The organism is Sinomicrobium oceani, assembly GCF_900119185.1.
In the GTDB taxonomy this organism is placed as follows: Bacteria; Bacteroidota; Bacteroidia; order Flavobacteriales; family Flavobacteriaceae; genus Sinomicrobium; species Sinomicrobium oceani.
Window position 1 is genome coordinate 77128 of the sequence record NZ_FPJE01000007.1, and the last position, 14667, is coordinate 91794.

Here is a 14667-nt window from a genome sequence, read left to right on the forward strand (position 1 = left end):
TAAAATGTAACAAAGTGTCCTGCAAAACCTCTCCCGGACATTTCCTCTCCCTTTTCGGGAAGGCTGTACTTCTTCAAAAATTACACTTTAAAAAACACCTCCTTCTTTATACTCATTCTAAATTCCCGAGAAAACAAGAGCCAAAGTTTTGCCAAAATCTTCTTCCGCAGTATTTTTGTCAGGTTAAAAAACTACAAAACCGATGAGTGGAATTATAAAATCCTCCATTGCCAGAAAGGTTTCCATGGCTCTTTCTGCGCTTTTCCTGTTAATTTTTCTTTTACAACATTTTTTAATTAACTTCAGTTCGGTCCTCAGTGCCGACATGTTCAATGAACTGTCCCACTTTATGGGAACCAATCCTCTGATACAGTTTGTCATGCAACCCATACTTATTTTCGGTGTTGTGTTCCACTTTGTTATGGGATTCATTCTCGAGGTCCGGAATAAGAGTGCCCGAAATGTAAAATACGTCAAGTACAACGGTAATGCCAATTCTTCCTGGATGTCCAGGAACATGATATACAGCGGTATAGTGATCCTTGCTTTCCTGGGGCTTCACTTCTACGATTTCTGGTTTCCGGAGATTGCGCACAAATATGTTCATGCACTGCCGGAAGATCCCAACAGATATTTCGGGGAACTCGTGGTTAAATTCCGTGATCCCGTAAGAGTAGGTTTGTACTGTCTGGCTTTTGTTTTCCTGGCCCTGCACCTTTTGCACGGGTTCAGTTCCGCTTTTCAGTCGGTCGGATTCAACAATAAGTACACCCCTGCGGTTCAAAAAATTGGAAAGGCGTATGCTATACTTATCCCGTTAGGATTTATTTTCATCGCTCTTTTTCATTATTTCAATTCACTATAATTCGCAATTATGGCTTCTTTAGATTCCAAAACACCACAAGGCGCTCTCGCAGACAAGTGGACTAATTATAAGAACAATATACGGCTGGTCAATCCTGCCAACAAACGTAAGATCGATGTTATCATCGTGGGTACGGGGCTTGCCGGCGGATCAGCAGCGGCAACCCTGGCCGAATTGGGATATAATGTAAAAGCATTTTGCTACCAGGATTCTCCCCGACGGGCACACTCTATCGCTGCCCAGGGAGGTATTAACGCTGCCAAGAATTACCAGGGAGACGGAGATTCCGTTTACCGTTTGTTTTACGATACGATCAAAGGAGGAGACTATCGTTCCCGCGAAGCTAACGTGTACCGGCTTGCGGAAGTTTCCGCCAATATTATAGACCAGTGTGTCGCCCAAGGCGTACCTTTTGCCCGTGATTACGGCGGACTCCTGGACAACCGGTCTTTCGGGGGAGTATTGGTCTCCCGGACATTCTATGCCAAGGGACAAACCGGACAGCAATTGCTCTTGGGCGCCTATTCTGCCATGAACCGGCAGATCGCCAAAGGGAAGATCACCATGTACAACCGTCACGAAATGCTCGACGTAGTACTGGTAAACGGTAAGGCAAGAGGGATTATTGCAAGAAACCTCATCACCGGTGAAATCGAAAGACATTCGGCACACGCCGTAGTCATTGCTTCCGGCGGATACGGTAACGTATTCTTCCTCTCTACCAATGCCATGGGCTCCAATGCTACCGCAGCATGGAAAATACACAAGCGCGGGGCTTATTTCGCCAATCCGTGCTACACGCAGATACACCCTACCTGTATCCCTGTACACGGCGACCAACAGTCAAAACTGACCCTGATGTCCGAATCGCTTCGTAACGACGGACGTATCTGGGTACCGAAGAAACTGGAAGATGCCAAAGCCGTACGCGAAGGAAAATTAAAACCTACGGACATTGCAGAAGAAGACAGGGATTATTACCTGGAACGAAGATATCCTTCTTTCGGTAACCTCGTACCGAGAGATGTGGCTTCGAGGGCTGCCAAAGAACGTTGCGATGCCGGATTCGGAATCATCAACAACAGCACCAACGAAGGAGTATTCCTCGATTTTTCATCTGCCATAGAACGTTACGGTAAAGAACAGGCTCATATACAAGGGGTACACAACCCCTCCAGGGAAAAGATCCTGCAACTCGGAGAAGAGGTCGTAGCCTCCAAGTACGGCAACCTATTTGACATGTACCAGCAGATCACAGACGACAACCCGTACAAGACACCGATGAAGATCTATCCTGCCGTACACTACACTATGGGTGGTATATGGGTAGACTACAACCTGATGACTACTGTACCGGGGTTATATGCCATCGGAGAAGCCAACTTCTCCGATCACGGAGCCAACCGCCTCGGGGCTTCCGCATTGATGCAGGGACTTGCAGACGGCTACTTCGTATTGCCATACACTATCGGCGACTATCTTGCGGACGATATCCGTACCGGTCCCATCCCTACAAATACCCCCGAATTTGATGCTGCGGAGAAGCACGTGACCGATCGTATTTCACAACTCATCAATAATAACGGAAAACACTCTGTAGACTATTTCCACAAAAAACTCGGGCACATTATGTGGAACAAGGTGGGAATGGCCAGAAATGCGCAGGGACTTTCGGAAGCTATCCATGAAATCGCCGAACTTCGCGAACAGTTCTGGAAAGAAGTCCGTGTTCCCGGAGTTCCGAACGAATTCAACCAGGAACTCGAAAAAGCAGGCCGTGTTGCCGACTTCCTCGAATTGGGAGAACTGTTTGCACGCGATGCCCTCGAAAGAAACGAATCCTGCGGAGGACATTTCAGGGAAGAGTACCGAACAGAAGAAGGTGAAGCCAGGAGAGACGACGAACACTTTACCTACGTGGCCGCATGGGAATATACCGGCAAACCTTCCGAAGCCATCCTGCACAAGGAGGATCTTAAATTCGATAATGTGGAACTGAAAACGCGTTCCTACAAATAGGCATAAAGACGCCATAAGCGGCGTCTCCATAATAAGCGATGCACGCCGTGCATTTCAAACAAGGAGCTTTAATAAGGTTCCGTAGCGGGGCCCCGGTCTCAACAATAGTATAACGCATAACGAATTAACAAATGAATCTCACACTACAAATATGGCGCCAGAAAAACGCAGATGCGAAAGGGGCCATGGAAACATACAAAGTAGAGAACATTTCACCGGATAGCTCTTTCCTGGAAATGCTGGATATTCTCAATGACCAGTTGATAAACGAAGGAAAAGAGCCCGTAGCTTTCGACCATGACTGCCGTGAAGGTATTTGCGGTATGTGTTCTCTTCAGATCAACGGGGAGCCTCACGGTCCCGGCAGAGCCATTACTACCTGCCAGTTGCACATGCGTAAATTCAAAGACGGGGACACTATCTATATCGAACCTTTCCGCGCCAAAGCTTTTCCCGTAATCAAGGATCTCGTGGTAGACCGCAGTGCTTTCGACAGGATACAACACGCCGGGGGATACATCTCTGTCAACACTTCCGGAAACACCCAGGATGCCAACGCTATACCGGTAGAAAAAGAAAAAGCGGACAAAGCTTTCGATGCGGCGACCTGTATCGGCTGCGGAGCCTGTGTAGCCGCGTGTAAAAATGCCAGCGCTATGCTCTTTACCTCTGCCAAGGTATCACAGTTTGCCCTGCTACCCCAGGGTCGTATAGAGGCTACCGAACGCGTGCTGAACATGGTAAAACAAATGGACCTGGAAGGTTTTGGAAACTGTACCAATACCGGAGCATGTGAAATAGAGTGCCCCAAAGGGATCTCCCTGGAAAACATCGCAAGAATGAACCGGGAGTACCTGAAAGCCAGCGTTAAATAAGCTTATATAATCATTCACATAAAAAAGGACAAGCCCGAAATGCTTGTCCTTTTTTTATATCGTACTACGAGTGCTCTTAACACCGCCTCAGTAACACACTCACCGCATTTCCTCCGAAACCTACCGCATTGATCATTACTCTTTCCACCTTTCCGGACCATTCCTGGGCAGCCCCGAAAGGGACGGGCACAAAACTGTTCTCCGAGATCATCAGCACTCCGAGTTCCAGGCTGAGCATTCCGGAAGCCCCGAAACTATGTCCTACTTTCCATTTATTGGTAGTCAGTGCAGGCATTTTTTCTCCGAATACTTTCCTGATGGCATTATACTCGGAACTATCTCCTTTAATCGTACCCGGAGCATGCATGACCACCGCATCCACACTACCAGGTGCTATTTCCCCCAACGCCATTCGCATGGAACCCTGAAAACAGTCTGCATCAGCAGAGATCGATGTATTATGCTGAAGAACTTCCGTGGCATACCCGACACCTTCGATCACTGCCAGGGCCTGGTTAAGCTCTCCCCGTTCAAGGCAAGCCACCGCGGCACCCTCACCGAGCACCATGGTATTAGCTGTCTTGTTCATATCCAGGGCACGACACGGGTAACCGCCATCCGATCCTCTCGAATACACCTTTAAGGCTTTCATCTGGGCGATCGTAAAAGGGGTTAACGGGGCTTCGCTGCCTCCTACAAGAAACTTATCAACCATACCCGAGCGTATCCAGGCCACACCGTTTAACAAGGCATGCAAGGCCGTAGAACAGGTTATGGAATGGGAAATCTGCGGACCGTTGGTCTGCAGGTCATGGCCTACCCAGGAAGAAATATTACCCAGGGTAGTTGTCGGCGATGCGAGCGTACTGGTCTTACCGCGCTCCAGGAATTCCCGGTGGTAACTCTCGAAAAGTCCTGTTGCCCCTCTCGAAGACCCGATATTTACACCGAAGACCGCTCCTTTACCCCAACCTGCCAGGTCAGCTGCCATTCTGGAGGCATATAAGGCAAAAAGCACCGAATTATCCAGGTTCTTATATTTTAGATCCGCACGCTTTACCTTGCCGATTTCTTCGTCTTCAAGATCGGAAAGTGCGGATACAAAAGCTTTATCAAAGCCGAAATCTCTTTCTGTAATAAGGTGGTCAGGTTTCCGGTAACTTTCCCATACGGAACCCCGGTCCTTTCCCAATGCGGAGACCGAGGCTAGTGCCGTGATCGATATTGGTGTATGCAAAACTTTTTGCCTGCAAAGGTAATCAATTATCCTCCCCTTCCTGAAAGTAGCAGGACAATATAGAGTCCAGTGTTTCCTCTCCCTGGCTGATATTTTTTATTTTTTCGAGAATATCCGGGGCCAGTATTTCCTCTAAAGGCTGTTCTACATCGGTAATATGTACAAAGGCTTCCGCGATGGATTTATCCCATTTCTTATGATATTTCAACAGGTCATCCGGATATACGATTCGCCTTCGCGTACCTTCCCGTATTCCACGAAACGGACGGGAAATATTCAGGTAACCATAATCGTCTGTCAATTGTTCTCCCGGGTAAATGTCCCTGATAGCAATTTCAAAGTCATAAGGTGTGGTGAGACAATTGCTCCGGAAACTGTGATTTACATACTTGGCATGGTCCCAGCAAAGGACATAATCTCCCTTGTTGTTCCGGAAAGTGTAAAAGTCGAGAATATTCTTGTAAAAATCGCTCATAGCATCGATCTGAGCGGAAGAGAGCACAATGTCCAGCTTATCCTGGACCCAGGTAATTGTTCCCTTGGGGATCAACTTGGTAGCCACTACGCCGTAACCCATTTCATCTGAAATAAATTGCAGCTCGGTATGCGGATGAATCATTTAAAGTACACATATCATACTACGAATGTATATCATTTTCGGATTCGTTTCACCTACGCCCTTAAAAAATTTCCACACTTCATAAAGAAATCCTTTTCCCACACGAATACAAGGCTAAAATATGCTACAACACCTCGTCGAGTGCCCTCCCGATAACATTATAAATTTGCTGCAACTGCTCATCGGTTACGACATAGGGCGCCAGAATATAGATCGTATTCCCCAGAGGTCTTAAAAATACACCGTTCCCCATAAAAAAACGGAAAAGTTTATCCCTCAGGTTGCCGTAGCGCTCCATTTTTACACGGAGATCCAGCGCGTAGATCACCCCCAGCTGCCTGGTTGAAGCTACTTTTGGATGATGTTTTATCTCCTCGTCAAACCTGCGATGTGCCTCCGTTACTCTTTGTATATGGGCCTGCATTTCTTCCGATCTCAGCAGAGTAATTCCGGCCAGCGCTACCGAGCAGGCTACCGGGTTTGCAGAGTACGTATGCCCGTGGAACAGGCCTTTGGATATATCATCACTGTAAAAAGCATCATAGATCTCCTGTGTACAACTGGTAACTGCCATAGGCAACATTCCTGCCGTAAGTGCCTTGGACATACTCATGATATCCGGTTTATGCCGCATATATTCGGAAGCGAAGTACTTACCCGTTTTTCCGAAACCGGTCATCACCTCATCCGCTATAGTTACGACATCGTGTTCTTTACATATACCGATCAGTGCGTTCAGCCCTTCGGCATCGTGCATTTTCATGGCAGCGGCACCCTGCACCAGAGGCTCATAGATAAAACCAGCCACAGTGCCCTTTTCTACAATGCTCCGAAGCTTATCTGCAACCTCCCTGTTATTCTCTCCGTCCGGAACCGGTATACGCTCTACGGACAGGAAAAAATCTTCAAAAGGACCGTTATATACCGACAGTCCGGAAACAGACATGGCACCAAAAGTATCGCCGTGAAAACCTTCTTCGAAAGCGACCAGCACATTTCGCTTGTTCCCCCGGTTAAAATGATATTGTAAAGCCATCTTTATAGCGACATCGGAAGCTGTGGAACCGTTATCCGAGAAAAAAAGCTTTTCCTGGTTGTCAGGCAGTATATCCATGAGTGCTTCACTCAGCGCTACCGCAGGCTCATGTGTAAAGCCGCTGAACACCACATGATCCAGCCGTTGCATCTGCTCATAGGCTTTTTGTATGATAAAATCATTACAATGCCCGTACACACAGGTGTACCATGAAGCTATACCATCTATATAAGTTTTATCGTTTTCGTCATAAAGCACAGCTCCTTTGGCCCTGGTAACAGCAAGGGATTCCGGGTGTAGTTTATGCTGTGTCAAAGGGTGCCAGAGATGCTTTTTATCACGTTCTGAAATATTTTTCATGCCAACTCGTTATTTATATTATCTTGCAAAGATGAGAATTGTAGCTAAAACTGACTAACGTTGAACGTATTAAAACAAGGGATTAACATCAGGTACTGCCCCCTCAAATTATATCAGATATTCCTGATTTTCCTGGGAGCAGCTTTGTTTATCCGCTTTCCTTTCTTCTTTCGGGATTATATAGACCGGGACGAAAGCACCTTTATTCTCATGGGACAATCCTGGGCGGAAGGCCACCTGCCTTATACTCATCTCTGGGACCTGAAACCTCCCCTGGCCTTTTTATTCTTTGCCATTATCATTAAAATCTTCGGGAAAAGCTTTATCGCCATACGCCTGGCCGGCACCATTTGCGTTGCTATAACTTCACTATACCTGTTTAAAATAGGGGATCGTATTTCCGGAAGAAAAGTAGGGTTTTGGTGCGGCATGCTTTACGTATTCCTATCCAGCCTTTTCGGGAATGTCCAGGGGGTCATGACCGAGCATCTGTCGATGCTTTTTTCAGTCCCCGGATTCTGGTTTCTGATCAAGGCCACGAAAAACAGGCATATTTTTACAGCCGGACTCTTCTTTGGTATTGCTGCCATGATAAAACTGAATCTGGCTTATCCCATATTATTTACAGGACTGGGACTCATGTATTTTGAATTCCGTGAGAAAAACACTGTCACCTGTCTAAAGAGTGGAGTTATATACGGTATCGGAGTTGCAATACCTTTCATTTTAACCGCCCTCCCCTACTATGCCGAGGGGTTGCTGGAGGTATGGTGGGAATCCGTCATCATGGCGCCGCTTCATTACGACACCCCGGACCCTGCCAATAACATCAAGGCCTTTATAGACCTTATACCATTCATAGCTGTTATCGGTCTTCTCATTTTTATCAACCGTAAAAAAAGATGTTTCCCCAAGTGGTGCAAAAACTACACCTATATCCTGCTCGGCCTGGCCGGGACCATGGTTTCTTTTATTCAATCCGGAGAGGTCAACAGTCATTATCTCATACAACTATATCCCTTCCTTATCCTGCCCCTGGCCGTTGTCGTAAGCCATATTCACTGGTTTGCAAAAGTAGCATACACTCCCGTCGCTGCCGCGGTCATTCTTCTGATACAGTTTGAACCTATTAAGGAATACATTGTTCTCGGAGACCGTGTCCTGAACGGAAAATCCCTGTATAACGGCGAAGGAATCGAAGTTCCCAGGTACATCAGGAACCATGTGGGTGATGTTCAATCCGTATTTTTTCTCGAAAACCATATTGGTTACTGGCTTATAGACGAGCAACCACCGACCAAATCGGTTACACATCCTTCAAATCTCGACCGCGAACAGTTATACCCGTTCTACGACAACCCCAGAAAAGACAGTATCGAAGAACTGCGTTATATATGTTCGGTGATAAATCCGGAAATCATTGTTACGGAACGGGGGAAAATACCCTTTATCCAGGACGACACACCGGATAACATTTATTTTAAAAAAGTACTCGCACAACGCTACCGATTATTAAAACAGATCGGGGAAGCCCAGATATACCAAAGAATCGATTAAAGTGCCGAAAGAACAGGCGCGAGAATATCCGCATATTTCCGGACCACCGCCTTATCGAAATGGGATTCTTCTGCAATCCTTCCGATAATAGACACCCCGGACATCTTGACGATGATGCTTTCTGTCGACGGGTTTTCATCTCCGCTGATGAGAATACCGGATACATCGATCCCCCTGTGCTTTAAAGCTTCGACAGAGAGTAATGTGTGATTGATACTTCCGAGATAATTCCGCGATACCAGTATCACCTTATACCCGGGTTTTATCAGATCGGCTATGGTTTCTTTTTCATTGAGTGGTACCAGCAAGCCTCCTGCACCTTCTATAACGAGGTCATTCGCCGTCTGCGGGGTAACGATTTTCGTCGTATCGATACGGACACCGTCAATATCCGCAGCCGCATGAGGGCTCATCGGTGTTTTCAGCGCGTAACTGTTGGGATGTATTTTTGTTTTCGGGTTGGAAATAAGCCGCTCTATCTTATGCGAATCCGAGTCGTCAAGATCTCCAGATTGTATCGGCTTCCAGTAATCGGCTTCAAGAGCTTCCGTAACAATGGCCGAAACTAAGGTTTTCCCGACTTCGGTAGAGATGCCTGTTATAAAAAAGTGTCTGTTCATGCTTTATTTTCTTTTTCCCGAAAGACAATAGAGCTCCGAATGGTATCGGAAAATCAGTCTTTCTAAAGCACAAAGTTAGCCAACAGCTTCAGAACTTCAGAAATTTCTTTTTCCGTATTATAACTGTGCAGGCAAAAACGCAGACGTTCCTGCCCTGCAGGGACCGTAGGAGAAAGAATGGCTTTTACCTCAAACCCCTGCTCCTGAAGTTTCAGGGCTGTTTTCTTCACCATTTCATTTCCCGGAACAATACAGCAATGGATAGAAGAATCGCTATCGACAAAAGTTGAGGTCAGTCCCAGTTCTTCGACCACAGTCTTAAAAAAGCTGATATTACGCCTGAGTTCCTGTCCAGGCCAGGCATCGGCCAACCTGCTGTAAGCTGCCTGTATAACCGCGAGGGAATGCATGGGCATTGCGGTTGTATACATAAAGCTCCGGGCAAAATTCACGAGATAATCTTTTAAGGATTGTGCCCCGAGTACAGCGGCACCATGACATCCCATAGCTTTACCAAAGGTAACGATCCGCGCAAAAACGCGATCCTGAAGTCCTTTTTCCTGTACCAGGCCTTCTCCCTGATCTCCGAATACTCCCACGGCATGGGCTTCATCAACCACAAGGTAAGCTTCGTATTTTTCCGCAAGACCTGCTATCGCTTCCAGATCGGGCGAATCGCCATCCATGGAAAAAACCGATTCGGTTACAATATAACAATGTCCCCCCAGGTTTTTTGTGGCACACCGGTCAATAACCCTCGCTATTTTATCCTCCAGATCGGCCATATCATTATGCCTGAACTTATAAGTGTCTGCCAGCCCCATTTGCATGCCATCGCGAATACTCGCGTGTATCCACTCATCATAAAACACCATATCGCCCCGCTGCGGAACGCTGGAAAAAAAACCGATATTGGCATCATATCCGGAATTAAATACCAACGCGGCTTCTGCCCGGTGAAAATCGGCAAGCACAGCTTCGGTCCCGGCGTACAACAGATGATTCCCCGTCAACAAACGAGATCCTGTGGCGCCATTTCCGACAGGCGTGCTTTTCCGGAGTATACGGGCCGCTTCCTCTGCCACTACCGGCAATTTTGAAAGTCCCAGGTAATCATTGGAAGAGAAATCTACCCCCGACACGGGCCCGGGAAGTCTGCGCAATGCATCGCGATCCACACGTTCCTCTAATCTTTTCGCTAACTTTTTCGGAAATTCCATAAGAACCAAAGGTAAAAAAAACAGGAAAGCCCTGCACCGTTAATAACATTGTTTAAAACGAGGAGAAAAACAGGTCTTTTCGGGGTGGATATATCAAGCTTTATTCTATTTTTGTAACATAGCTACGGGAACGTTTCCGCACCGAAACTTCAGGGAGAAACAGCGGGCGAAACTACTACAACGTTTTCGTAAATAAAAACAGGGCGATCCCAGTGTTCACAGGGCATAGCAACCCATCAACAAGGAACGGTTTTCTTTGCAAACTACCTAAAGTTCCTTAACAAAAAATATTGTTTTGCGCCGCTTTGCGTTAAAGTTTCTTAAAAGCATTTCCAAATGCAGATTTCTGACATATCTTTGTATCATCAAAAGGGGTGGTGCCCTTTTGTAACTTTAAGTAAAGTTTTCATAATTTAAAGTTTTGGTTGGTTAATTAAGAGGCCCGGATCTTCCGGGCCTCTTGTTTTTTACACCCCTCTCTCCCTTCGAAAACCGTAATCCCCGGACAACTTCACGCCCATTTACAGAATAATTTCACAAGACACAGCGGTGACAAATAGTCAAAATCCTGTCCGAATAACCTGACGACCAGGTCATCCCGGACCAGATCAACCCAATGACCAAATACCTCATTGCCCCAAATCCCAGGGAATTTCTTGATTTCATCACATGTTCCGTCCCTAATTTACCCGCGGATTTACAATTTTTTAATTATCAGACTGTTTAATAACTATCAGGCTATCGGGCTTGAATAGCTACAATTTATTATTTTTACGATATTATTAAAGCAACGATGAAAAAAATTCTTTTTACTTCCATACTTTTTTATCTTATTACAAACCTCCACGGACAGGGGAATTCCGGAAATGCATTCACTACCGGCGAATGGTTACAATACCGTGTACACTATGGCATTTTTAATGCCAGCTACGCGACCATGGAACTCAAAGAAGGCAGTGTTAATGGTAGATCCGTATTTCATGTCGTAGGCAAAGGCCGTACCACGGGTCTTGCACGACTGTTTTTTAAGGTCGATGACACCTACGAAAGCTATTTCGACAAAAAAGACGGCAGACCATACAGGTTTATCCGGCAGATAGACGAAGGCGGATATACCAAAAATATGGAGATCAATTTCGATTATACCAGCAACCAGGCTGTTGTAAACAATAAAAAACATAAGAAAACAACTACGATCCCGATAAACAAGGACATACAAGACCTTTTATCTGCGGTGTACTACCTCCGGAACCATTATAAAACCGAAAATCTGAAGGTCGGGGACGAGACCGAACTCGATTTGCTGTTCGATGACGACGAAAGCTTTAAATTTAAGCTCAAGTTCTTGGGTAAAGAGGTTTTAAAAACTAAATTTGGCAAAATTTCCTGTACAAAGTTCCGACCTTATGTACAGGCAGGAAGGGTTTTTAAGGAGAAAGGCAGCTTGACCTTATGGGTATCGGATGACGATAACAAGCTTCCCATGCGTATAAAGGCAGATCTGAGGGTCGGTTCTATTAAAGCAGACCTTGAAGCCTTCCGGGGGCTCAAACATCAGTTCAAAGTAGAAGTTGATTAACACCATGGAAATAAAACCGGAAATTGCCGAAAGGATACATCAGTTAGAAGCCAAATACAAAAATTCCGGTCAGGATCTTGGGGCCTATCTCGACGGCCTGTTGCACCAGCGTTATCTCACGTATTGGGATTATATTCACCTCGACACCCTGCTCAGCCTTCAAATACCGCGAACCCATTTTCCCGATGAAGAGATCTTCATCATGTATCACCAGATTACCGAGTTGTACTTTAAACTCATTATCCACGAACAGAAACAGATCATTGATGATAAGCTTCAGACCGCTTCTTTCTTTATTACAAAGATCGATCGTATCAATCGGTATTTCAAGGCCCTCATCACTTCGTTTGAAGTGATGATCAACGGCATGGAGCCCGAGCAGTTTCTGCAATACCGCATGTCGCTTCTACCTGCAAGCGGATTCCAGTCTGCACAATACCGCATGATCGAATTGTACGCTACTCCACTCGAAAACCTGGTCCATTCTTCGGTAAGACACCTGTATGACGAAGGCACCCCCATGGATACGCTATATGAAAATATCTATTGGAAAAAAGGAGCCACTGATAAGGATACCGGAGAAAAAACGCTAACGCTGAAACAATTCGAATATCGATATACCCCAAGGTTTATGCGTATTGCCAACGAAGTAAAAAACAGTACTATATACCAGAAATATCAGCAGCTTCCCGGGAGAGAAAAAGAAAACCCCGCGCTTACAGAAGCCATGAAAGCGCTGGACGTCAACGCCAATGTCAACTGGCCATTGATGCACCTGGGATCGGCATACCGATACCTGAGAAAAGATAATAACACCATAGAGGCCTCGGGTGGAACAAATTGGAGAGATTATTTACCTCCAAGTTTTCAGAAAGTCATCTTTTTTCCTGAAATTTGGAACCGGGAAGAAAAATCCGACTGGGGGAAAGAATGGGTAGCACATATGTTTAATCCGGAAAACAAATAAGTTTAATGCTCAAGAAGGTACTTTTAGTTGCACTGGCTATTACCGTCGTAGCCTGCAAAAAGGAAAAAGAAGAGGAAAGCGCTGTAAAAACAGCTCAAAGAGAAGTATTAAAGCCCATCGAAATCAAAGAGTTTGGTTTTAATCTCAACAACTACATCGTTCGCAGGGACACCATAAAGTCGGGAGACAGTTTTGGTGAGATTCTCGCAAAAAACAACATCGACTACGCCAAAGTGTACAAGATAGCCGAAATAGCCAAAGACACCTTCGATATCGTCAGGGGGCTACGCGTCGGAAAACCATACACCCTGCTATGCAGCAAAGACTCCCTGCAGACTCCGGAATGTTTTATCTATCAACCCAATAGTGTGGATTATGTAGTGATCCGTTTTGCAGATTCCATACAGGCATACAAGGAGAAGAAACCGGTGACCATCGTAGAACGGGAAGCCTCCGGAGTCATAACCAGCTCGCTTTCCGAAGCGATCATATCCAAGAACATAGATTACCAGGTGGCATACGACCTCTCTAACATTTACGCATGGACCGTAGACTTCTTCCGGCTGCAACGCGGTGACCGGTTTAAGGTCATTTACGAAGAAAAGTATATAGACGATACCATCTATGCCGGTATAGGCAACCTCAAAGCCGCCTATTTTGAGCATAATAACAAGCCTTTTTATTCTTTTAAATTCCAGACCGATTCCGTAAATGGCATCAGTGATTATTACGACCATGAAGCCAATACGCTGCGAAGGGCATTCCTGAAAGCCCCGCTGGAGTACAGCCGGATTTCTTCCCGCTATACCATGAGACGTTTTCATCCCGTTCAAAAACGATGGAAATCACACCTCGGTACAGACTACGCCGCACCGCACGGAACCCCTATAAAAGCAACCGCCAACGGTACGGTAACCAAATCCGGGTACACTTCCGGAAACGGAAACTATGTAAAACTCCGTCACAACAGCACTTACGAAACACAATACCTACACATGTCGAAAAGGGCCGTAAAAGTTGGACAGCATGTAACACAGGGACAAGTTATAGGATACGTAGGGAGTACCGGACTCGCTACCGGGCCTCATGTTTGCTACCGGTTCTGGAAAAACGGAAAACAGGTGGACCCTTACAAGCAGGACCTGCCATCTGCGGAACCCATCAGAAAAGAACTCAAAGAAGGATACCTCGCCTATATAAGACCTTTACAGTTACGATTGGACAGCATACTGTTTGACGACGAACAGGAAGAATTCATTACTTCTGCGGAGTAGTGGGGTGATAAATAGCTGCGGATAAACAAACTTTCTGCTATTGTGAGATCCCTCCTAAAGTCGGAATGACATGATTATGAACAACTAAAAATGCATCCTCTGTGAAAACGCTGCGAAGTCATAATTACTATGTATACATTCTGACTAACAGAAAAAAAACAGTCCTTTACATAGGTGTCACCAACAACTTAAAAACACGCCTTTATTACCACAAGAACACAGACACCAATAGTACGGCCTTTACAGCAAGGTACAGATGCTTTTATTTAATCTATTGGGAACATTTCGATTCTATCATAAAAGCGATAAAAAGAGAAAAGGAGCTGAAAGGATGGCGAAGAGAAAAAAAAGAAAACCTGATAAACAACTTCAACCCGGAATGGGAATTTTTGAATGATAAAATAGATTAAAACATTATGTATAAAATGCCATTACCAGT

Annotated in this window: 13 protein-coding genes; 8 read left to right on the top strand and 5 right to left on the bottom strand. The window is 45.6% G+C overall.

Annotation, left to right across the window (positions count from 1 at the left end):
* The first annotated feature begins 202 nt into the window (after nucleotides 1–202).
* From BT112_RS07755 to BT112_RS07765, 3 genes are all read left to right on the top strand, one after another.
* On the top strand, nucleotides 203–865 hold the full coding sequence (locus tag BT112_RS07755) for a succinate dehydrogenase cytochrome b subunit (protein WP_072316793.1): 663 nt from the start codon (nucleotides 203–205) through the stop codon (nucleotides 863–865).
* 9 nt (nucleotides 866–874) lie between these two features.
* Complete coding sequence (locus tag BT112_RS07760; protein WP_072316794.1) at nucleotides 875–2884, top strand: fumarate reductase/succinate dehydrogenase flavoprotein subunit; 2010 nt, start codon at nucleotides 875–877, stop codon at nucleotides 2882–2884.
* A 131-nt stretch (nucleotides 2885–3015) separates the two neighbouring features.
* On the top strand, nucleotides 3016–3759 hold the full coding sequence (locus BT112_RS07765) for a succinate dehydrogenase/fumarate reductase iron-sulfur subunit (RefSeq protein WP_072316795.1): 744 nt from the start codon (nucleotides 3016–3018) through the stop codon (nucleotides 3757–3759).
* 76 nt (nucleotides 3760–3835) lie between these two features.
* On the opposite strand, the gene BT112_RS07770 is transcribed toward BT112_RS07765, so the two are convergent.
* The 3 genes from BT112_RS07770 to bioA all read right to left on the bottom strand — a co-directional run bounded on the left by BT112_RS07770 (nucleotide 3836) and on the right by bioA (nucleotide 7011).
* Nucleotides 3836–4996, bottom strand: a complete 1161-nt coding sequence (locus BT112_RS07770; RefSeq protein ID WP_072316796.1) for a beta-ketoacyl synthase N-terminal-like domain-containing protein — start codon at nucleotides 4994–4996, stop codon at nucleotides 3836–3838.
* Between the two features lie 22 nt (nucleotides 4997–5018).
* Entirely contained in the window at nucleotides 5019–5615 is a 597-nt protein-coding gene (locus tag BT112_RS07775) for an SET domain-containing protein (protein ID WP_072316797.1), read from the bottom strand.
* Between the two features lie 124 nt (nucleotides 5616–5739).
* The gene (gene bioA, locus BT112_RS07780; RefSeq protein WP_072316798.1) at nucleotides 5740–7011 is read right to left on the bottom strand and encodes an adenosylmethionine--8-amino-7-oxononanoate transaminase; all 1272 of its coding nucleotides are present in this window, start codon (nucleotides 7009–7011) and stop codon (nucleotides 5740–5742) included.
* Between the two features lie 60 nt (nucleotides 7012–7071).
* On the opposite strand from bioA, the gene BT112_RS07785 reads away from it, so the two are divergent.
* Nucleotides 7072–8568 (top strand): ArnT family glycosyltransferase, encoded by a 1497-nt coding sequence (locus BT112_RS07785; RefSeq protein ID WP_072316799.1) that lies wholly within the window; start codon nucleotides 7072–7074, stop codon nucleotides 8566–8568.
* Here BT112_RS07785 and bioD read toward each other — a convergent pair.
* Together bioD and BT112_RS07795 are read right to left on the bottom strand one after the other, a co-directional pair.
* The gene (gene bioD, locus BT112_RS07790; RefSeq protein ID WP_072316800.1) at nucleotides 8565–9188 is read right to left on the bottom strand and encodes a dethiobiotin synthase; all 624 of its coding nucleotides are present in this window, start codon (nucleotides 9186–9188) and stop codon (nucleotides 8565–8567) included. The genes BT112_RS07785 and bioD overlap by 4 nt on opposite strands.
* Before the next feature lie 62 nt (nucleotides 9189–9250).
* A complete protein-coding gene (locus BT112_RS07795) occupies nucleotides 9251–10408 on the bottom strand; it encodes an aminotransferase class I/II-fold pyridoxal phosphate-dependent enzyme (protein WP_072316801.1) in 1158 nt (385 codons plus the stop codon).
* A gap of 793 nt (nucleotides 10409–11201) precedes the next feature.
* Here BT112_RS07795 and BT112_RS07800 point away from each other — a divergent pair.
* From BT112_RS07800 to BT112_RS07815, 4 genes are all read left to right on the top strand, one after another.
* On the top strand, nucleotides 11202–11987 hold the full coding sequence (locus BT112_RS07800; protein ID WP_072316802.1) for a DUF3108 domain-containing protein: 786 nt from the start codon (nucleotides 11202–11204) through the stop codon (nucleotides 11985–11987).
* Nucleotides 11988–11991: 4 nt separating this feature from the next.
* Nucleotides 11992–12954 (top strand): tryptophan 2,3-dioxygenase family protein, encoded by a 963-nt coding sequence (locus BT112_RS07805; RefSeq protein ID WP_072316803.1) that lies wholly within the window; start codon nucleotides 11992–11994, stop codon nucleotides 12952–12954.
* Nucleotides 12955–12959: 5 nt separating this feature from the next.
* Nucleotides 12960–14228, top strand: a complete 1269-nt coding sequence (locus BT112_RS07810) for a M23 family metallopeptidase (RefSeq protein ID WP_072316804.1) — start codon at nucleotides 12960–12962, stop codon at nucleotides 14226–14228.
* Between the two features lie 101 nt (nucleotides 14229–14329).
* The gene (locus BT112_RS07815) at nucleotides 14330–14638 is read left to right on the top strand and encodes a GIY-YIG nuclease family protein (protein WP_072316805.1); all 309 of its coding nucleotides are present in this window, start codon (nucleotides 14330–14332) and stop codon (nucleotides 14636–14638) included.
* The last annotated feature ends 29 nt before the right edge of the window (nucleotides 14639–14667 follow it).